Source organism: Janthinobacterium sp. HH106, assembly GCF_001758725.1.
Classification (GTDB): domain Bacteria; phylum Pseudomonadota; class Gammaproteobacteria; order Burkholderiales; family Burkholderiaceae_D; genus Janthinobacterium.
The window spans coordinates 90,673-109,744 of record NZ_LRIC01000060.1; the positions used below are offsets into that span (position 1 = coordinate 90,673).

General features: G+C 63.5%; 14 protein-coding genes and 1 riboswitch. Of the genes, 6 read left to right on the forward strand and 8 right to left on the reverse strand.

The window, feature by feature from the left end; genetic code table 11:
* Positions 1 to 23: 23 nt before the first annotated feature.
* Positions 24 to 932 (reverse strand): hypothetical protein, encoded by a 909-nt coding sequence (locus JAB8_RS23075; protein ID WP_070291578.1) that lies wholly within the window; start codon positions 930 to 932, stop codon positions 24 to 26.
* Positions 933 to 1,298: 366 nt separating this feature from the next.
* Between JAB8_RS23075 and JAB8_RS23080 the strand changes: the two genes are divergently transcribed.
* The 4 genes from JAB8_RS23080 to JAB8_RS23095 all read left to right on the forward strand — a co-directional run bounded on the left by JAB8_RS23080 (position 1,299) and on the right by JAB8_RS23095 (position 6,116).
* Positions 1,299 to 2,456: an ABC transporter substrate-binding protein gene (locus tag JAB8_RS23080; protein ID WP_070219975.1), complete on the forward strand. Its 1,158-nt coding sequence runs from the start codon at positions 1,299 to 1,301 to the stop codon at positions 2,454 to 2,456.
* Positions 2,457 to 2,541: 85 nt separating this feature from the next.
* Positions 2,542 to 3,432 carry a branched-chain amino acid ABC transporter permease gene (locus tag JAB8_RS23085; RefSeq protein WP_010398938.1) on the forward strand — a complete coding sequence of 297 codons (891 nt, stop codon included), beginning with the start codon at positions 2,542 to 2,544 and terminating at the stop codon, positions 3,430 to 3,432.
* Between the two features lie 7 nt (positions 3,433 to 3,439).
* Positions 3,440 to 5,383, forward strand: coding sequence for a branched-chain amino acid ABC transporter ATP-binding protein/permease (locus tag JAB8_RS23090; RefSeq protein WP_070291579.1), 1,944 nt, complete (start codon positions 3,440 to 3,442; stop codon positions 5,381 to 5,383).
* 10 nt (positions 5,384 to 5,393) lie between these two features.
* Entirely contained in the window at positions 5,394 to 6,116 is a 723-nt protein-coding gene (locus JAB8_RS23095) for an ABC transporter ATP-binding protein (RefSeq protein ID WP_070291580.1), read from the forward strand.
* Positions 6,117 to 6,188: 72 nt separating this feature from the next.
* Here the strand turns inward: JAB8_RS23095 and JAB8_RS23100 are convergent, their stop codons facing one another.
* The 7 genes from JAB8_RS23100 to JAB8_RS23130 all read right to left on the reverse strand — a co-directional run bounded on the left by JAB8_RS23100 (position 6,189) and on the right by JAB8_RS23130 (position 14,302).
* A complete protein-coding gene (locus JAB8_RS23100; protein WP_070219983.1) occupies positions 6,189 to 6,509 on the reverse strand; it encodes a DUF2288 domain-containing protein in 321 nt (106 codons plus the stop codon).
* A 44-nt stretch (positions 6,510 to 6,553) separates the two neighbouring features.
* The gene (locus tag JAB8_RS23105) at positions 6,554 to 7,261 is read right to left on the reverse strand and encodes an RES family NAD+ phosphorylase (RefSeq protein WP_070291647.1); all 708 of its coding nucleotides are present in this window, start codon (positions 7,259 to 7,261) and stop codon (positions 6,554 to 6,556) included.
* Positions 7,262 to 7,263: 2 nt separating this feature from the next.
* Positions 7,264 to 7,701: an MbcA/ParS/Xre antitoxin family protein gene (locus JAB8_RS23110; RefSeq protein ID WP_070219985.1), complete on the reverse strand. Its 438-nt coding sequence runs from the start codon at positions 7,699 to 7,701 to the stop codon at positions 7,264 to 7,266.
* A 136-nt stretch (positions 7,702 to 7,837) separates the two neighbouring features.
* The gene (locus JAB8_RS23115) at positions 7,838 to 10,456 is read right to left on the reverse strand and encodes a S53 family peptidase (protein ID WP_070291649.1); all 2,619 of its coding nucleotides are present in this window, start codon (positions 10,454 to 10,456) and stop codon (positions 7,838 to 7,840) included.
* Between the two features lie 83 nt (positions 10,457 to 10,539).
* A riboswitch (cyclic di-GMP riboswitch) is annotated at positions 10,540 to 10,626 on the reverse strand.
* Between the two features lie 284 nt (positions 10,627 to 10,910).
* Complete coding sequence (gene fos / locus JAB8_RS23120; RefSeq protein ID WP_070291581.1) at positions 10,911 to 11,318, reverse strand: fosfomycin resistance glutathione transferase; 408 nt, start codon at positions 11,316 to 11,318, stop codon at positions 10,911 to 10,913.
* 234 nt (positions 11,319 to 11,552) lie between these two features.
* Complete coding sequence (gene recJ, locus JAB8_RS23125; RefSeq protein ID WP_070291582.1) at positions 11,553 to 13,253, reverse strand: single-stranded-DNA-specific exonuclease RecJ; 1,701 nt, start codon at positions 13,251 to 13,253, stop codon at positions 11,553 to 11,555.
* Complete coding sequence (locus JAB8_RS23130; RefSeq protein WP_070291650.1) at positions 13,250 to 14,302, reverse strand: hypothetical protein; 1,053 nt, start codon at positions 14,300 to 14,302, stop codon at positions 13,250 to 13,252. The genes recJ and JAB8_RS23130 overlap by 4 nt, the downstream gene beginning before the upstream one ends.
* A 423-nt stretch (positions 14,303 to 14,725) precedes the next feature.
* Here JAB8_RS23130 and JAB8_RS23135 point away from each other — a divergent pair, with 423 nt between their 5' ends.
* Complete coding sequence (locus tag JAB8_RS23135; RefSeq protein ID WP_070291583.1) at positions 14,726 to 18,238, forward strand: SdrD B-like domain-containing protein; 3,513 nt, start codon at positions 14,726 to 14,728, stop codon at positions 18,236 to 18,238.
* A gap of 115 nt (positions 18,239 to 18,353) precedes the next feature.
* Positions 18,354 to 19,025, forward strand: coding sequence for a PEP-CTERM sorting domain-containing protein (locus JAB8_RS23140; protein WP_070291584.1), 672 nt, complete (start codon positions 18,354 to 18,356; stop codon positions 19,023 to 19,025).
* The last annotated feature ends 47 nt before the right edge of the window (positions 19,026 to 19,072 follow it).

Below are 19,072 nucleotides of genomic sequence, written 5' to 3' on the forward strand. Positions count from 1 at the left end.
GGATACTCCTGTGTGCGCGCCGCTTACCAGCGGGCGGGGGCATAGAACGCCGCTTGCCGCTGCAGCGTGTCGACGTCGCGTGAAAATTGCGCCAGCTGCCGCTCCAGTTCCGGCGCCTGCAGGTGGTCGAGATTGGCCCGCAGCGCGGCCACGCTCGCTTGCAGCGCGTCGACGGCGGCGACATACGCGGCGACGATCTTTTCCCTTTCCTGCAACTGCCGGCCTTCCAGGTGCAAGCGCGTGCGGATGTAGTTGGCGGCCAGCGGTTCGCGCGGCGCGGCGTTATCGACGGCGCCGCGCAGCAGGTCCAGGTCGCGCAATTCATCCTGCAAGCCGGCCCGGTAACTGCGCTGCGCATACTCCTTGAGCGCATTGCTGACGATATCGACGGCTTCCTGCTCGTCGAGCAATTCGCGCAAGGCCGATTTCTGCCGGCGCTGCGTGGCCAGCCGGCTCAGATGCTCGCTCAGTTTGACGACCTTGGCCAGCTTGTCCGCATCGAGCAGGGGCGCGCCGGCGCCCGGCTGCGCGAGGCTGCCCAGCGCATCGCCCAGCCCGGAAAACTCTTCCTTGTAGACGGGCAGCTGGTCATCGGCCAGCGCCGCCATGGTCTGGGCATAGCGCAGCAGGACGTCGTTCAGGCTGGCGATCGACGCGCTGGCTTGCGCGATCGCGGCGCAATCGGCGCGCGCCGCCTGTTCGCTCGCTTGCGCATCGAAACGCTCGGCCAGGATCAGACGCTTGCGCATGGCCTTGTCCATGCAGCTGCGGACGCCGCCTGCCAGCATGGGTTCGAAGTGCAGCGACACCTTTTGCGTCTGTTCGGCGAAGCTGCGCACGGGCGCCAGGTTGGCGGCGCAGCCGCCCAGCAGCAGGCTGGCGCTGGCGCAAAGAAGCAGGGTGGAAATGGACGAGTTCGACGGGCGCTGCATATGGCCTCCATGCGGTAGCAGTGGCTGACGGGGCCGGCGCGCACGCGCTGGCATGGCCGACGTTAGCATGCTGGGCAGTCGCAGTATTGCGCCAGATCAGCTCGCTGTGAAGTCGCCTGGCGGCCCCGTATCGGCGCCAGGGCTGTTGCCAAATGGTGCAGTGTGTTCCAATTTGCGTCATATTTTCCTTACAAAAGACTGACATCGGGCCAGCAATTAGCTCTTTTCTGCATGTTGCGACGCGTCATATGTAGTTGTTGCTGGTGCATGTTTACTCACCTACAATGATTTATCGATGGGGCGGTTATCCAGCGTACGACAATAAAAATAAGTGGCATTTAAAACGTTGTAGCAGAGGAGATGACAATGAATTTGAAACAGAAATTGCTCGTGGCAAGTTTGGTTTTGGGTTTCTCGCAGGCGGCAGTCGCAGCCGACCCCATCAAGATCGGCGTGTCCGGACCGTTTACGGGCGGTTCCGCGCCGATGGGCGTGTCGATGCGCGACGGCGTCAAGCTGGCTGTCGCGGAAATCAATGCCAAGGGTGGCGTACTGGGCCGTTCCTTGCTGCTGATCGAGCGCGATGACGAAGCGAAGAACGAACGCGGCGTGCAGATCGCCCAGGAACTGATCAACAAGGAAAAGGTCGCCGCCACCGTCGGCTACATCAACACGGGCGTGGCCCTCGCTTCGCAGCGCTTCTACCAGGAAGCGAAAATTCCCGTCATGAACAATGTGGCGACGGGTTCCATCGTCACCAAGCAATTCGCCGACCAGCCGGAAAACTACATCTTCCGCAATGCGGCCAATGACACCATCCAGTCCGGCATGATCGTGCATGAAGCGATCGAGAACCGCAAATTCAAGAAAGTGGCGATCCTGGCCGACTCCACCAATTATGGCCAGCTGGGCCGTGAAGACCTGGAAAAGGCGCTCGACAAGAAAGGCATCAAGCCCGTTGTCGTTGAAAAATACAACATCAAGGACGTCGACATGACGGCCCAGCTGCTGAAAGCCAAGCAGGCGGGGGCGGAAGTCGTGCTGACCTACGGCATCGGCCCGGAACTGGCGCAGATCGCCAACGGCATGGAAAAACTGGGCTGGAAAGTGCCGCTGATCGGCAGCTGGACCCTGGCCATGGGCAATTTCATCGACAACGCGGGCAAGAACGGCAACGGCACGCGCATGCCGCAAACCTTCATCCAGGACGCCAGCACGCCGAAGCGCAAGGCCTTCATCGACGCCTATGTGGCCGCCTACAAGCCGTCGGGCGGACGCATGCCGTCGGCCGTCTCGGCCGCGCAAGGCTATGATTCCATCTACCTGCTGGCCGCCGCCTTCAAGCAGGCGGGCGGCACGGATGGTCCGAAAGTGCGCGCCGCGCTGGAAAACCTGAATGAGAAGGTGGAAGGCGCCGTCACCACCTACAACAAGCCGTTCAGCAAGACCAACCATGAAGCGATCACGGCCGACCTGACGGTCTTCGGCGAAGTCAAGGACGGCAAAGTCGTCCTCGCGAAATAAGCCTGGCAGACATTCGCCGCGCAGTGGCCAGCCTTGAGGAATCAGGACTGGCCATTTTTTTATCTCCCATCCTTCGGGGAACACCATGGAAATCTTCCTGCAGCTCGTCTTCAGCGGCATCGCGCTGGGCATGATCTATGCCGTCATCGCCTTCGGCTACCAGCTGACCTTTGCCACGTCCGGCACCCTCAACTTCGGCCAGGGCGAATCGCTGATGCTGGGCGCGCTCGTGGGCCTGTCGCTGGTGGGCACCATCCACGGCGGCCCCTACATGAGCTATTTGCTGATGATCCCCATCGTCATCGTCTTCGGCGCCTTGCAGGGCGTGTTCGTCGAATGGATAGGTGTGCGGCCCGCCATCAAGATCAAGTCCGAATTCGGCTGGATCATGTCCACCATCGCGCTGGCCATCATTTTCAAGAACGTGGCGGAAAACATCTGGGGCAAGGATGACCTGATGTTCCCTTCGCCGCTGTCGGCCGCGCCGTTCCAGGTGTTCGGCGCCAACGTGCAGCAGATGCAGGTGGCCGTCATCGTCGGCGCGCTGGCCATCATGCTGGCCGTCGAAGTATTCAACCGCAAATCGATCTACGGCAAGGCCGTCGTCGCGACGGCCAATGACCGCGACGCGGCCGGTTTGATGGGCATCAACACGGGCATGGTCATCACCTTTTCCTATGCGCTGTCGTCGGCCACGGCCGCCTTTGCGGGCGTGCTGGTGGCGCCGCTGACCTTGACGGGGGCCACCATGGGCGCCTCGCTGGGCTTGAAAGCGTTTGCCGTGGCCATCATCGGCGGCCTGACGTCGGGCGTGGGCGCCATCGTCGGCGGCCTGATCCTGGGCATCGCGGAAACGACCACCGGCTACTACATTTCCACCGGCTACAAGGAAGTGCCCGGCCTGCTGCTCTTGCTGCTGGTACTGGCCGTCAAGCCGTCCGGCCTGTTCGGCAAAGCCGCGATCAAGAAAGTCTGAGGACCACATGCACAAGAAAATCACCATGCTGGCGCTGAGCGCGGCGGGCCTGGCCGCGCTCGCGCTGTTCCCCATCGTCATCCCAAACCCGTACTACATTCACCTGGCCGAGACCATCCTGATCTACGCCATCCTGCTGTTCGGCCTCGATATCGTCGTCGGCTACACGGGGCAGGTGTCGCTCGGCCACGCGGGCCTGTTCGGCATCGGTTCGTACGCCACGGGCGTGCTGGTGTTCAAGCTGGGCGCGCCGTTCTGGCTGGCCATCCCCGCCAGTATCGCGGGCGCGGCCCTGTTTGGCGCCATCCTGGCCTTGCCGGCCCTGCGCGTGACGGGCCCCTACCTGGCCATGGTGACCCTGGCCTTCGGCACCATCGTGCAAATCCTGATCAACGAGATGAGCTTCCTGACGGAAGGGCCGATGGGCATCAAGATCCACAAGCCTGTCCTGTTCGGCCACAAGCTGACGGAAGTGGAGTACTACTACATGGTCGCCGCGCTGCTGGTGATCTCGCTGGTGGTGGTGCACCGCATCCTGAAGTCGAACCTGGGACGCGCGTTCGAAGCGCTGCGCGACAGCCCCATCGCCTCGGACTGCATGGGCGTGTCCGTCTACCGCTACAAGGTGTATGCGTTCGTCATCAGCGCCGGTTTCGCGGGCCTGGCCGGCAGCCTGTACGCGTATTCGGAAGAGTATATTTCGCCCAATACCTACAACTTCGAGCTGACGATCCTGTTCCTGCTGGCCGTCATCATGGGCGGACGCAAGACGCGTTCGGGCGCGCTGATCGGCGCCCTGATCGTCGTCATGCTGCCCAGCCTCTTGTCGGACATCGAATTGTTCCGCAAGATCGCCGTGTCCGCCGCCGTGCTGGGCGTGATCGGCTCCGCCTTCATGCTGGCGAAAAAACGCTCCACCGTGCGCGGCGTGCTCGTGCCCCTGGCGGCCACCATCGGCCTGGCCGCGTTTTCCTACAAGCTGGAAAACATGGTCGACTGGCGTTTGACCATCTTCGGCCTGATGACCTTGTTTGTCGTGTACTACCTGCAGGACGGCATCGTCGGCTTTTTGATGAGCTTTATCGGCAAGGGCCGGCGCCATGTGCAGGCCGTCGCTTCGCACGGCGTGGCGCCGTTCGACCACGCCCAGGGCGGGCAGCAGGGCGCGACCCTGCTGCGCGTGGATCAGGCGCTGATGCAGTTCGGCGGCCTGAAAGCGCTGAACCAGGTGGACCTGAACGTCACGCAAGGCTCCGTGCACGGCTTGATCGGGCCGAACGGCTCGGGCAAGAGCACGATGATGAATGTGCTCACGGGGATCTACAAGCCGACGGCGGGCAAGGTGGAATTTGCCGGCGCCGTCATTTCCGGGCGTACGCCGTCCGAAATCGCGCTGGGCGGCGTGGCGCGCACCTTCCAGAACGTGCAGCTGTTCGGCGAGATGACGGCCACCGAGAATGTGCTGGTGGGCCTGCACAATACGTTCAGGTCGAATGTGCTCGACGTGATGCTGCATACGCCGCGCTACAAGCGCGAAGAGACGGCAGCGCGCGAGCGGGCGGCCAGCATCCTCGAGTTCGTGGGCCTGGCGGACCTGGCCAACGAAGAGGCGCGCAATCTGCCTTATGGCAAGCAGCGCTTGCTGGAAATCGGCCGCGCGCTGGGCCTCAACCCCCGTCTGCTGCTGCTCGACGAGCCGGCGGCGGGCCTGACGGCGCCCGACATCAAGGAACTGATGGCCATCATCCGCAAGATCCGCGAACACGGCATCACCATCATCCTGATCGAGCACCACATGGACGTGGTGATGGCCCTGTCGGACGTGGTGACGGTGCTCGATTTCGGCCAGAAGATCGCCGAAGGCGCACCCGCGCTTGTCCAAAGCGATCCGAAAGTGATCGAAGCCTATTTGGGCGGCAGCGCCGACACCCTGAGCCCTGCGGCGCACTGAGAGGAAGACCATGCTGACCATTCACAATCTGCACGCCGCCTACGGCAAAGTCGAAGTCCTGCACGGCATTTCGCTCGAAGTCCCGAAGGGCAAGCTGGTGACCCTGATCGGCTCGAACGGGGCCGGCAAGACCACCACCATGCGCGCCATTTCGGGCATGCTCAAACCCAAATCGGGCACCGTCACCCTGGGCGGCAAGGATGTCACGGGCCTCGATTCGCACCGCATCGCGCGCGCCGGCCTGGCCCATTCGCCGGAAGGGCGGCGCGTGTTCGCCTCGATGTCGGTGACGGACAACCTGCTGCTGGGCGCCTTCCCCCGCTTTACGCGCGCGCGTCCGAAAGGCGACATCAAGCGAGATTTGGACAAGGCCCTGGAACTGTTCCCCCGCCTGAAGGAGCGGCGTGACCAGCTGGCCGGCACCTTGTCGGGCGGCGAGCAGCAGATGCTGGCCATGGCCCGCGCCGTGATGCTGAACCCGGAAGTGATCCTGCTGGACGAGCCGTCGATGGGCCTGGCGCCCATCCTGGTCGAAGAAGTCTTCCGCATCATCACGCGACTGAAGGCCGAAGGCGTGACCATGCTGCTGGTCGAGCAATTCGCCGCCGCCGCCCTGAACGTGGCCGATTACGGCTACGTGCTGGAAAACGGCAGCATCTCCGTGCATGGGCCGGCCGAGAGCCTGAAAACCGATCCGAAGGTGATCGCCGCGTATCTGGGCGGAGGGCATTGATGATGGCCTGACAATGCGCTTGCTGCGCATTGTCAAATCCTCTACACTGCGCCTGCTGTTCGAGCGCAGTCTTTAGTGTTTCGTCGGCTTTTCCTGCTGCACCAGAATGAACGGGCTGACGACGACGGCCCACAGGGACGCATCGGCCGCCTGCCAGTCCAGCGCCTGCTGGTCCGAGACCTTGGCGACCTTGCCGTCGACCATCCATTGCGTGATGGTGGCCTTGTCGTCGTGCGAGATGCGCACGGCCACTTCGACCAGGTCCAGCTCGTTGGCGATCCAGACGACATTGCCTTGGGCGAAGTGCTTTTCCAGTTCGCTCCAGGCCAGGCGGGCCGTTTCGCTGTTTACTTTGAGGCGCAGTTCGGTGTCTTTTTCAGGATTGGTTTGCATGCGAAATATCAATGTTCGGTGAGTCGGGTGCCGATGCGCGCGGTTTATTTGCCTGGCAAGGCTTCCACGTGCGGCGTCGGCGTACCCTGCCATGTTAACCGATAGGCGACGCCCTTGCGAACATTGCCCACCAGGGCAGGGCGGAAGCAGGCCAGGTTGGTGCCGCTGGCGTGCCGGACGCTGGGGAAGATGACGCCCATGGAACCCGCGTCGAGCAGGATGGCGGCCAGGTCTTGCGAGGCGATGTAGCTGGCCGGGTCCAGGCAAGCCTGGTAGCGCTCCTGGCCGCGCAGGTCGTGGAAGCTGGCGGAAAAATCGGCCAGCAGCGACTGGTAGCTGACGCTGTCGTCGAAATAGTCGATTTCCTGGTATTCCACGGTCTTGTGGAAAATGATCTCGGCCAGCGCCGTTTTCATGTCGAAGGCGCAATACCAGGCACCCCGTTCGCCATCGTTGAAACGCGCCCCTTCCGGGCGGGCATACGTGTAGGCGGCGTTGATGATGCGAAAGTGCGGCACGCCAAAAACCAGCTCGTCCACGCCAATTCCTGGCGCGCCGCCGTACTCGGCCACCAGGCGCGCGTTGGTGGCGTTATCGAGCTCGAACAGCTCGCGCAGGTGGTCGTCGTCTTCGGCCAGCGGCGCCAGCACGGAATCCTCCATGTCGGCGAAGCGCGACGGGATCAGGCGGCAGGTGTCGATCTGGCGCAAGGCGGCCAGCGGCGGCAGGTGGGCATGCGGGGCGGCCGGCACGATCACAGCCCTCCGCGGCGCGCGTCGAGCAGCTTGCGCACGGTCTGCATGGCCAGCAAGCCGCCGGCCAGCATCTGCGACAGGGGCGTGCGTCCGCCAAAGATCGGGTTCTTGTTGGGCAAACTTACCCATTCGTCGGCCAGCTTGTCGCCGTACAGGATGTGCAAGGCCTTGTAGATGCCCAGCAAATAGGAAATGCGCGTGATGCGGTCCACTTCCAGCACGCGGTCCGGGTGTTTCTTCCACTCGTACCAGGCGCTGCTGGACAGGCCGCCCAGCAATTCGCGCGCATCGTCGTCGCGCAGTTTCCACGCGGCGGCCAGCTTGAAAAACCCCTTCAGTGCCGCTTGCGACAATCGTTCGCGCTCGGCTTTGGCGTTCAGGTCGACGAGCACGGCCGGCTCGAAGCGGCTCTTGGGATAGGCGTAGGCGAGATGCATGATATGTCCTTCAATAAAACTTTATTTAAGGACTATTTATACTCCTTTTTCGGATTCGTTGCAACGGCCGCGCGCATGCAAAACGGGGCGCAGCGGACATGTGTCCCACTGTGCCCCGTTGGCGGGCGACGCTGGTTTATCTTGCCGTGACGGTGATCGGCACCGTCAGTTGCGCCGTCAAGCCGTTATTGTCCAGCGCCACGACCTTCAGCGCATAGCTGCCGGCCACCGGTTGCGGCCAGTAGGCCGTGATGGTCAGGCCGCTCATGGAAAACTGCATGCCCAGCGGCGCGCCGTCGATCGAGATCCGCAGCGAGGTCGCACCTGGCGCCGTCAGCACGATGCTGCCGCTCATGGCCTTGCCGGCCACGCCCGTCATGGCGGCGGCGCTGATCGTGGGGCCGGCGGCGGCGATTTTCACCGTGGCCACGGCCTGGCCCGTCAAGCCCGTTTTCGTATCCTTGGCGATGACGGTCACGTTGTAGCTGCCCAGCACGGGGCTGGCCCAGCTGATGACGCCGGCGGCATTGACGGCCATGCCGGACGGCGCGCCCGACAGGCTGTACGTGACGGGGTTGGGCGCCACCACCGTGGCCGTGAACGACAGGGCCACGCCCGGTTTGCCGCTGACGCTGGACACTGTCACCGCGGGCGGCAGCGGGGCGGCGATGGCCACCGTATAGACGCCTTTGCCGCTCAGGCCAGTCTTGCTGTCCGTGGCCGTCACGGTGACGGCATAGGTGCCGGCCACGGGCGCGGCCCAGCTCACCAGGCCGGCGCTGCTGATGGTCATGCCGGCCGGTGCGCCGGCGAGCGCGTAACTGACGGGATTGGCGGCCGTGACGCTGACATTGAACGTCAGCGCCGTCCCCACCTTGCCCGTGATGGCGCCGGCCGCGACGACGGGCGGCGCGACGGGGGCGATGACGATGCTGTACACGCCCTGGCCGGTCATGCCAGTGACACTATCCTTGGCCACCATGGTCACGGCATACGTGCCGGCAATGGGGGCGGCCCAGCTGACCACGCCCGTGGCGGCGATGCTCATGCCGGCCGGTGCGCCCAGCATGGTGTAGCTGAGTGGATTGGAAGCGGTGGCCGAGACGGTGAACGACAGCGGCTTGCCGGCCGCGCCGCTGATGCCGGCCGGCGCCACCACGGGTGCCGCAGGGGCGATCTGCGTGCCCGACAGGCTGGCCAGCAGGTTTTTCACGTTCGGCGTGCCCAGGCCGCCCAGCGGGTCATAGCCGACCCTGGCCGTGCACACGCTGCAGGTGCCGTTGCTGCCGCGCGTGATGTCGGCAAAGCTGCTGGCAAAGGTGCCGGGCACGGTGGCGATCTGGCCGTACAGCATGCTGTGCGGCAAGCCGAGCGCCGCCTTCGCCTGCAGCGCGCGGCTGGCGTTGGCGATGGCGACGAGGCCGGCCCATTGCGGCGTGGACAGGCTGGTGCCGCCGATGCTGAGCCAGCTTGCGGTGCTGCTGCCCTGTGCCATTACGGCCGTGTACTGGCCCGTGGCGGGGTCGGCATTGAAGGCTACATCGGCCACGTTTCGCCGCAGCAGATTGGTCAGGCCGGGCACGTTTACCGTCTGGTAGCTGGGCAGGGCCGTATAGGCGCTGATGCCGCCGCCCGTGCCGGACCAGGCCGCTTCGCTGCGCGCACCGCTGCCGCTGTAGCTGAGCGTGGTGCCGCCCACGGCCAGCACATTCGGCGACACGGAAGGCCAGGACACGCCGCTGCCCGAGTCGCCCGTGGCGGCCAGGTAGCTCATGTTCTTGCCCGTGAAGGCGCTGTCGACGGAAGCCGTCCAGCTGCCTTCGGCGGCGCCAAAGCTCATCGAGACGACGCCAGGGCCCATCAGGTTGGCCAGACGCACGGCGCCCAGCAGGCTGTTGACGGACGCGTCGGGCGCCTCGATCAGCACGATGCGCGCCAGCGGTGCCGTGGCGTGCGCCCACTGCACGTCGAGCGCGATTTCCATGGCCCAGCCCGAGTTATAGGCGGGCGCGGTGGCCGTCATCGTGCTCGACGGCGTGTTGTAGACGATGGACAATTCGCAGCCACTCAGTGGTGCTGGCGGCAATGGCAGGGCGGCATTCGTGGCGATGGCTTTGGTGGTGCAGCCGGGCAAGCCGAATTTCTGGTTGAAGATGGCCAGTTCGGCCGCCGCGTTCGGGTTGTGCATGGCATCGACGATGTAGATCGTCTGCCCGGCACCCAGCTGGGCCGCCTGGGCTGGCGTCAGCGCCGTGCCCGCCGCAGGCAGGGCGGGCAAGTCGTAGGCGGCGCGGATTTGCGCGGGAGAGTAGGTGGCCACCACGCTGCTGCCGGCCATCGGCGCGACGGTGTCGCTCGTGCCGCCGGACAGCAACGGCGCGATATTCTGCGCCGCCTGTTCCGCTGCAGCGATCTTTTGCGCCGTCAGGCGCCGCGTGGCCATGTCCGCCATGGCGCGGGGCACGCGCTGCAAATGCGGTCGCCAGTGGGCCGAGCCGCTGCTGTTGGCGTTGTCGCGCCCGTCCGGCGCATCCAGGAGGGCAGGAGCCGCATGGAACATCGGCTGCGCCACCAGCGTGCCGACGCCGGCGGGGATGACGGGTACCTCGACGCTGAACTGTGTCGCGGCCGTGGCGATGGCGGCGGGCGGCGCCGTCGTCTCCTGGCCGGGGCCGCACGCGCCCAGCAGGATGGCGGCCGTGGCGCCCAGCAGCAGGCGCCCGTGGCGGGCATGCGGTGGAATGAATTTTTTCATGGCGAAACTCTCCGAGTTGGGCGAGGGCCACATCTCGACAATGCATCGAGGCTGGTGGCGCGCGTTGGCGGTCCCGGCCCTGCATTGGCAGCCCCGCTGCCATGGCGCTTGCGCGCGGTAGGCCGGTGGCTTTGCGTCCCCGCCTTTCGACGGGTTTGCCCTCAGAACTGATCATGCATCATTGGAAATTACCTGATGTGCTATCAATTCTAGTGAATTTGCCAAATAAGTGTTAACTATTTCCAATCAAGATTTTTATTTTTACAATAAAATGTGGTGATTTTGCCCATTGAGGATGGAATCTTGTCAGCTTGATTAAGTTTTAAAAACAGTTTTAAAAACAAGATTATCAAGGGTTTATCGATGCGTGACAGTGTTTTTGTGCAGTAACGGCGGATGCTCTTTTGCTGGTGCAATGAATTTAATGAATTTAATGAATATGCGCTGACCATCGTCAATCCTCGAACACCATGCCCTGATACGGCGCTGCCCGGCAGGCCGCCAGCCGCTGCGCCAGACTGCCTGCATGGATTTCCAGCTGGTGGCCGTCCGGGTCGAGAAAATACAGGGAATCGCCGGCGCTGCTGTTTTGCCGCCATTCTGTCACGCCAGCCGTGCGCAGGCGGGCGGCAAAAGCAGGATAGTCTTCCTGGGAAATGGAAAAGGCATAGTGCGTGTAGCCGCCCGCGCCGATCGCCGCGCCCGCATCCAGCGACAGGCACAGCCACAAATCCCTGGCCGACAGGTAGGCGCTCCTCTCCCAGCGCGCATGCATGCGCAGGCCCAGCGTATCGCGGTAAAAGACGACGCTGCGATCAAGGTCGTGCACGGACAGGGTGAGGTGGTTCAGGCCGGTCAGCATGGTGCGGGATAACTTTCAGGTGGTGTGAATCGCTGTTCCAGCCGTCGCTGTGGTTTGATCCGACATTGTTTCACGTAAACATGAGACATGGCAATAAGACCACAAAATTCGCAACGCCTGACAGAACCGTAGCGAGCGGAAGGGAGAGGCTGTCGAGAAGCGCAACCGTACTGCTAGTACGGTGAGCATCGCAGGCGGACTATACCGACGCGCAGTAGGTACTGTCAGGTGTCACTACACAGGCTCGGCGTGCTCCACCATCAATTGCACCTTGGTCGTGCCATTGTATTCATTCGCATCAAGCCGGAAGGCGACCCTTGTCCGTTCGCCCAGGGCATCCGTGTGGCCGAACCAGATGGCGTCGAAGCGCACGCCGTTCTTTTCCAGCAGCAGTTTTAAATGCCGTTCCTTGAGGATGCGCTGGCTGACGACGCGGAATTCGTCGCAGAAGACGGGCGGGGCGAAGCCCTGGCCCCACACCTGGCCATCCATCAGCTCGATGAAGGCCGTCGTGTAATACGCGTCTTCCAGCGGGCCGTCCGTTTCCACCACCCGTTCCAGCTGTTGGGCGCTGAGCCAAGCCTGGCCCACGGCTTCGAAGGCCTGGGAAAAGGCGTCGAAGGCGTCGGCGCGGATGGTCAAGCCCGCCGCCATGGCGTGGCCGCCGAACTTGTCGATCAGGCTAGGCGCCCGTTTCGACACGAGGTCGAGCGCGTCGCGCAAGTGGAAACCGGGAATCGAGCGTCCGGAACCCTTGATCCAGCCGTCGGCACCGGGTGCAAAGGTAATCGTCGGGCGGTAGAATTTTTCCTTCAGGCGCGAAGCGACGATGCCGATCACGCCCTGGTGCCAGGATTCGTCAAACACGCTGATGGTGCTGCTGTTGGCCGGCTCAAAATCGTCGAGGTGCAGCAGGGCCGTATCCTGCATTTCCGCCTCGATTTCGCGGCGTTTCAGGTTGATGTCGTTCAATTGCTGCGCCAGCGCCCAGGCGCGGCCTTCGTCGTCCGTGATCAGGCATTCGATGCCCAGCGACATGTCTTGCAGGCGGCCGGCCGCATTCAGGCGCGGTCCCAGGGCAAAGCCCAGGTCGAACGGCGTGGCGCTGCGCGCTTCGCGGCCCGCCACGCGAAAGAGCGCCGCCACGCCCGCGTGCAAATTGCCCTTGCGCATGCGTTTGAGGCCTTGCGCGACGAGGATGCGGTTGTTCGTATCGAGACGCACCACGTCGGCCACCGTGCCCAGCGCCACCAGGTCGAGCAGGTTGTCGAGCTTGGGTTGCGTTTGCGCGTCAAAGATGCCGCGCCGGCGCAGCTCGGCCCGCAGGGCCAGCAGGACGTAGAACACGACGCCCACGCCCGCCAGATGCTTGGATGGGAAACCGCAGGCGGGCTGGTTCGGGTTGACGATGACGGCCGCGTCGGGCAGGGTGTCGGCCGGCAAATGGTGGTCGGTGACGACGACCTGGATGCCGCGCCGGTTCGCTTCGGCCACGCCATCGATGCTGGCGATGCCGTTGTCGACGGTGATGATGATGTCGGGCGATTTTTCGCGCGCCGTCAGTTCGACGATTTCCGGCGTCAGGCCGTAGCCGTATTCAAAACGGTTGGGCACGATGAAATCGACGTCGGCGCCCATGGCGCGCAAGCCGCGGATGGCCACGGCGCAGGCCGTGGCGCCGTCGCAATCGTAGTCGGCCACGATGACCATGCGTTTCTTGGCGGCAATCGCATCGGCCAGGAAGACGCCGGCCGCGCCGATGTGCAGCAAGCCGGACGGCGGTATCAAGTCCTTGGCCTCAATCGACAGTTCTTTCGCGTCGGACAGGCCGCGCGAGGCGTACAGGCGGGCCAGCACGGGGTGGATGCCTCCCTGGCGCAGCAATTCGGATTCGCGGTAAGGGCAGGGACGGGTGGCGATGCGGGTACGGGTCATGATGCTTTCAACTTGTTCAGGGTAATCGCGCGCCAGAATTTACGCTGCGCATGCTTGCTGGTCTTGACGTCCAGCCAGGCGTCGCGGTGGCTCAGCACCAGGCGCAGCTGGCCCAGGCGGCCATCTTTCAAGGCCGCCAGCAGGGGCGCGAACCAGTCCGTTTCCAGCGCTTGCAATTGCTGCAGCCACATGCCCCATTCCTGGGCCTGTGCCGCTTCGGTCAAGCCGCCCAGCACGACGATCGTGTCGGATTGGTCCGTCAGCACACTGTTTGGACTGGCATCGCGCCGCGCCGGTTCCGCCAGCGCTGCCAACCAGCCCGGTGCATTCTGCGTATGCAGGCTGGCCGCGCAGCGTGCAGCTTCGCTCGTGGCCACGCTCCCGCCCCAGATCCAGAACGCATTGATGGCTTTCAAGCCCCGTTCTTCGCGCGCCGCATTGACGGGGTGTTCATGCCACAGCATCTGCACTTCGTTCTGCAGGCGGCGCGCGGCGCGCGCGTGCTCGCCTTCCGGCATCCAGACGGACAGGTCTTGCGTGGTGGCGGCGTCGGGCGTGGCGCACTGCAAGTCGGACCAGCCGTCGGCGCGCATGAACCAGGTGCCCGCGTCGCCATACGCCAGCGGCTGGCCGATCTCGTCGAAATACGGGGCAGCGATGTCGAACAGGGCGCGCCCATCGGTCTCGTTCAGCTTGAGCTGGCGCAAGTCTTCCAGGCTGATATGGCTGCGGGCGATGGCCAGGTGGGCCGGATGCAGCAGGAAGTAGCGTGCGCCCGGTTCCGGCACGAGGCCGTAGCCGCGCATGGCCCGGGCGGCAAAGGCCGCCTGCGCCGCCGCGCCGTTGGGCGCGGGCGACAGGTCCAGGGCGTGCGCCAGCCACGCTTCATGCGGCAGCAAGCGGTTGGCGTTGTCAAAAGTTTCTAAATTGCATGTGGAGGTGCGCGACAGCAGCGCTGCCAGCGCGGGCGCCTGCAAGACCTTGAGCAGGTCGGCAGCCAGTTCGGCGTTGGGCAAGGCGAAGGGCAAGACGAGGGTAAGTTGATTCATCCCGAGATTGTAGGCGATAGCGGCGGCGTGCGAGTAGGGCGCATGTGTTTTCGCCTCGATCATTGCCACAGATTGGCGCGGGCAAGCCAGCCGCCTTGCATATTAAAAATATCAATAAAGCATCTTCATTATTGAAATTTTATCTTTATCATCGGAAAATGATTCTCTTTTGAAAAGATAGTGGATATAATTGCGCTAACTTAATATCAGAAAGACAATCACCCCCTGCTGCGTGGTTGCGTCGTCTGGCTCCTGTGTCCCTCGAAATTGTATACAAGATCTGCCGGCTTCATTTTTAAACAAGTCCCTTCTTGGAAGCCCACTTATGTATACATTCGCCGCTTTGCGCGGCCAGGCTGATCGCGCCCTGGCCCCTCGTATTTCCGCTCCTGCTGCCGCCGTGGCATGCCGTCAGGAGGCCGCATGACTACCTACAACCTGTCGACCACGGTCCACGTCTGCGAAGACATCAACAAAAATTTCGATATCCGCGATCTGCTGATCCAGGCCGGCTACTCGGTGCAAGGCGAACTGAACATCAAGAATTTCACCGTGCTCTTGCCTGACGATACGGAATCGACCGAGAACACACCGCTGTTCGGTATGCTCGATGCGGACACCGTGTATGTGCGTCCCGGCGACTGGGCCGCCAACTACAACGGCAGCTTTTCGACCATCGAAGTGACGATCGACAAGGGCAATGGCGATATCGTCCAGCTGAGCCTGCAAGTCATCATCGACCGCGTCAACGACGCGCCCGACGCGGCCGACAAGACGTTTACATTGACCAATGGCAACAGCGTGGTGCTCAGCGAAGGCGATTTCGGCTTCCACGACGACGTCGAGCACGACGGCTTCAAGTCCATCGTCATCACGAATACCACCACGGCGGGCCAGGTCTTGCTCAACGGCGTAGCCGTGGCGGTGGGCACGGAAGTGTCGATCGACGACATCCGCGCGGGCCACCTGGTCTTCGTGCCGAGCCAGACGGTGGCGGGCGACTTCGACCTCGGTTTCAAGGTGCGCGATGACGGCGGCACGGCCGGCTGCAATGCGCAAGACCTGAGCCTGGCGCCCCATTACCTGACCTTCAAGGTGCCGATGGCCCACCTGGGCGACTTCGTCTGGGAAGACAAGAATGCCAACGGCGTGCAGGACGCGGGCGAGGCGGGCATCGCCAATGTGGTCGTGCAATTGAAGGATACGGCCGGCAATGTGGTCGCCTCCACCACGACGGACGCCAGCGGCGGCTACCACTTTGACGTCAACCCGGGCACGTATTCCGTGACCGTGGTGGCGCCCGCCGGCTATGTGCCGACGGCAGCGAACCAGGGCGGCGACGCGGGCAAGGACAGCAATATCGATGCCAGCGGCAAGATGGCGCCCGTCACCCTGGCGCCGGGCGAAACCAACCTGACCCTGGACGCGGGCCTGTACCGCACGGCCGAGCTGGGCGACCGGGTCTGGTTCGATACCAACAAGAATGGCGTGCAGGATGCGGGCGAAGCGGGTGCTGCTGGCGTGAAAGTGACCTTGCTCGATGCGTCGGGCAACGCCGTCGGCAGCCCTGTGGTGACGGATGCGAACGGCAACTACCTGTTCACGAATTTGAAACCGGGCGCCTACAGCGTGCAATTCGATAAAACCACCTTGCCAGCCGGCTATACCTTCACGGGCCAGGACCAGGGCGGCGACGAGCAGCGCGATTCGGACGCGAATGCCGATGGCAGGACGGCGCAAGTGCTGCTGGCCTCGGGCGACAGCAACCACAGCGTGGATGCCGGCATCGTGGCCTTGCCGGCCACCTTGGGCGACCGCGTGTGGCATGACAGCAACGCCAACGGCATCCAGGATGCGGGCGAGTCCGGCATCGGCGGCGTTACCGTGCAGCTGAAAAATGCGGCCGGCAGCGTGATCGGCTCGACCCTGACGGACGCCACCGGCTATTACAACTTCAATGTCGATCCGGGCACCTATTCCATCGCCGTCGTCGCCCCCGCGGGCTATTTGACCACCGTCAAGGATGCGGGCAGCAGCGACGCGCTCGACAGCGACATCAACACGCTGGGCAACAGCGGCCAGGTGACGGTCGCCGCGGGCCAGAACTACAAGGATCTCGATGCCGGCCTGTACAAGACGGCGTCCATCGGCGACCGCGTCTGGTTCGATGCGAACGGCAACGGCACGCAGGATGCGGGCGAGGCGGGCGTGTGTGGCGTGAAAGTCAATCTGTACAACGCGCAAGGCGTCGTCGTGGCCAGCGCCACCACGGATGCCAGCGGCAATTATCTGTTCAGCAACCTGGTGCCAGGCGAATATTACCTGGGCTTCGTGCCGCCGGCCGGCTACGGCTTCACCAAGGCCGATATCGGCGGTTACGCCACGGATTCGGATGTCAATCCGGCCAGCGGCTTCACCACCACATGGGCTAGCTTGAAGTCGGGCGATGTGCAGCTGGACTGGGATGCCGGCCTGGTCAAACTCAACACGGCCTCCATCGGCGACCGCGTGTGGGAAGACAATAACTACAACGGCGTGCAGGATGCAGGCGAGCTGGGCGTGGCGGGCGTAAAAGTCAACCTGCTCAACGCCAGCAACGTGGTCATCGCCTCGACGACGACGAATGCCAGCGGCAACTACCTGTTCAGCGAACTGGCGGCCGGCAGCTACAAGGTTGAAGTCATCCGTCCATCAGGCTTTTATTACACCAAGGCCAATCTGGGCAGCGATACGGCCGATTCCGACGTCGATGTCAGCACGGGGCGCTCGTCCCTGATCAACCTGGCCGCCGGCCAGAACGACATGAGCTGGGATGCGGGCATCTACCGCAAGGCCAGCCTGGGCGACAAGGTGTGGCGCGACGCCGACCATGACGGCGTGCAAGACTACAACGAGGCGGGCATCGCCAACATCAAGGTGCAGCTGTACTCGGGCAGCGGCGTGCTGCTGGCCACCACCTACACGAATGCCAACGGCAATTATCTGTTCAGCAACCTCGATCCGGGCAGCTATTCCCTGAAATTCGACAAGTCGGGCGTGTACCACGCGGGCTACGCCATGGATACGTGGAAATGGGGCGCGAAGAACGTGGGCACGAACGACAATATCGATTCGGATGTCAACAGCAACGGCACGACGTCCAACGTGGTCTACACGGACATATTGAAGCTGGCGTCGGGTCAGAACGACATGAGCTGGGATGCGGCCATCACGCCCATCGTCATCGACCTCAACGGTGACGGCGTGCACACGATCGCCCGCGCCGACTTCCACGGCAGCTTCGACCTGCTGGGCACGGGCAGCGCCATCCAGACGGGCTGGGTCTCGGCCCATGACGGCTTGCTGGCCATCGACAGCAATGGCAATGGCAAGATCGACAACATCTCCGAGTTGTTCGGTGGTAACGAGAAGGGCACGGGCTTCGCCAAGCTGTCCAGCTATGACTCGAACCACGACGGCGTGGTCGATGCGCATGACGACAAGTTCGCCGAACTGCGCATCTGGCGCGACGCCAACAGCAATGGCGTCACGGACGATGGCGAGCTGATGTCCCTGCACGACGCCGGCGTGGCCAGCCTGGCGGTCAGCTACACGGAACTGCCTTTCCTCGACGCCAACAGCAATCTGCACCTCGAGCGCAGCAGCGCCACCCTGGCCGACGGCAAGACGGTCGACATGACGGACGTGTATTTCAACGTCGACGCCAAGGATGCGGCCGCCGCCGGCGTGCATCTGCCCAGCATGGCGGACCTGCTGCGCGACGACAGCACGCTCGACGTGGTGCTGGGCCAGGATGGCACGGTGACCACCGTCGCCGCCGCGCCGGCCGCCGCAGCAACCCCTGCCGCAGAAGCCCAGGCCCAGTGCGAAATGGCCGACCTCTTGCGCCGCGCCATGGCTCACGTAAATACCCAGCCCCAGGAAATGGCTGCCTGATGTCCCTTGCCGGGCCATGAGCCTGCCCGGCAATGCCGCACCGGCGCGCCCGTCACGGGGCGCCGGCGCTTTCCACGCTTTTTTCACACTTGATAATCGAAATAGGGAAACCACAATGAAACAATCCATGCACCTGATCGTTCGCGGCGCCATCGCCGCAGCCGCTTTCGCCCTCGCCAGCGGCAGCGCCCTGGCCGCTTCCAACCTGCAAGTCGTCGATTCGCACAGCGTCAGCCTGTTTACGGCTGCCGGTGGCGCCTTCGGCTCGGGCAGCGCAATCTCGCCGACCTTGTGGGAAGTCAAGTACGACAGCAACACCTTCCTGGCGTTTTGCCTCGATCCCCATGTGGCCGTAAGCAACAGTTCGAACAGCTACAGCAGCGGCGCTTTCGCCGCCAGCGATGCCGTCAAGCGCCTGTATGAAGGGTATTACGCTTCGTCCATCGCGACTGTAGCGACCAGCGCCAACAGCGCCGCCGCCTTCCAGCTGGCCCTGTGGGAATTGAATAACGACAACACGAACCTGCTGACGGGCGACCTGCGCTTCAAAAACCTGAGCAACGCCGTCGTCAGCCAGGCCAACACCATGTTGGGCGTGGCCACGGGCAATGGCGCCATCCAGAACCTGTACAACTACACGAGCTTGACGAGCGTCAACCCAGCTTCGCAAACCCTGCTGGCCGTGTCGCCAGTGCCGGAAGCGCAGACGTGGGCCATGCTGGTCGCGGGCCTGGGCTTGCTGGGCTTCATGGCGCGCCGCCGCAAGGGCGCTTCCGCGCTGACTTAATTATTACTCATTAGTCATCACTCATCGCGCAAGCGATAGCGTTCCCG

Excerpts from the sequence above, each read along its gene's own strand:
- JAB8_RS23075 (WP_070291578.1), bottom strand. The coding sequence starts at position 932 with ATGCAGCGCCCGTCGAACTCGTCCATTTCCACCCTGCTTCTTTGCGCC.
- JAB8_RS23080 (WP_070219975.1), top strand. The coding sequence starts at position 1,299 with ATGAATTTGAAACAGAAATTGCTCGTGGCAAGTTTGGTTTTGGGTTTC.
- JAB8_RS23085 (WP_010398938.1), top strand. The coding sequence starts at position 2,542 with ATGGAAATCTTCCTGCAGCTCGTCTTCAGCGGCATCGCGCTGGGCATG.
- JAB8_RS23090 (WP_070291579.1), top strand. The coding sequence starts at position 3,440 with ATGCACAAGAAAATCACCATGCTGGCGCTGAGCGCGGCGGGCCTGGCC.
- JAB8_RS23095 (WP_070291580.1), top strand. The coding sequence starts at position 5,394 with ATGCTGACCATTCACAATCTGCACGCCGCCTACGGCAAAGTCGAAGTC.
- JAB8_RS23100 (WP_070219983.1), bottom strand. The coding sequence starts at position 6,509 with ATGCAAACCAATCCTGAAAAAGACACCGAACTGCGCCTCAAAGTAAAC.
- JAB8_RS23110 (WP_070219985.1), bottom strand. The coding sequence starts at position 7,701 with ATGCATCTCGCCTACGCCTATCCCAAGAGCCGCTTCGAGCCGGCCGTG.
- JAB8_RS23115 (WP_070291649.1), bottom strand. The coding sequence starts at position 10,456 with ATGAAAAAATTCATTCCACCGCATGCCCGCCACGGGCGCCTGCTGCTG.
- fos (WP_070291581.1), bottom strand. The coding sequence starts at position 11,318 with ATGCTGACCGGCCTGAACCACCTCACCCTGTCCGTGCACGACCTTGAT.
- recJ (WP_070291582.1), bottom strand. The coding sequence starts at position 13,253 with ATGACCCGTACCCGCATCGCCACCCGTCCCTGCCCTTACCGCGAATCC.
- JAB8_RS23130 (WP_070291650.1), bottom strand. The coding sequence starts at position 14,302 with ATGAATCAACTTACCCTCGTCTTGCCCTTCGCCTTGCCCAACGCCGAA.
- JAB8_RS23135 (WP_070291583.1), top strand. The coding sequence starts at position 14,726 with ATGACTACCTACAACCTGTCGACCACGGTCCACGTCTGCGAAGACATC.
- JAB8_RS23140 (WP_070291584.1), top strand. The coding sequence starts at position 18,354 with ATGAAACAATCCATGCACCTGATCGTTCGCGGCGCCATCGCCGCAGCC.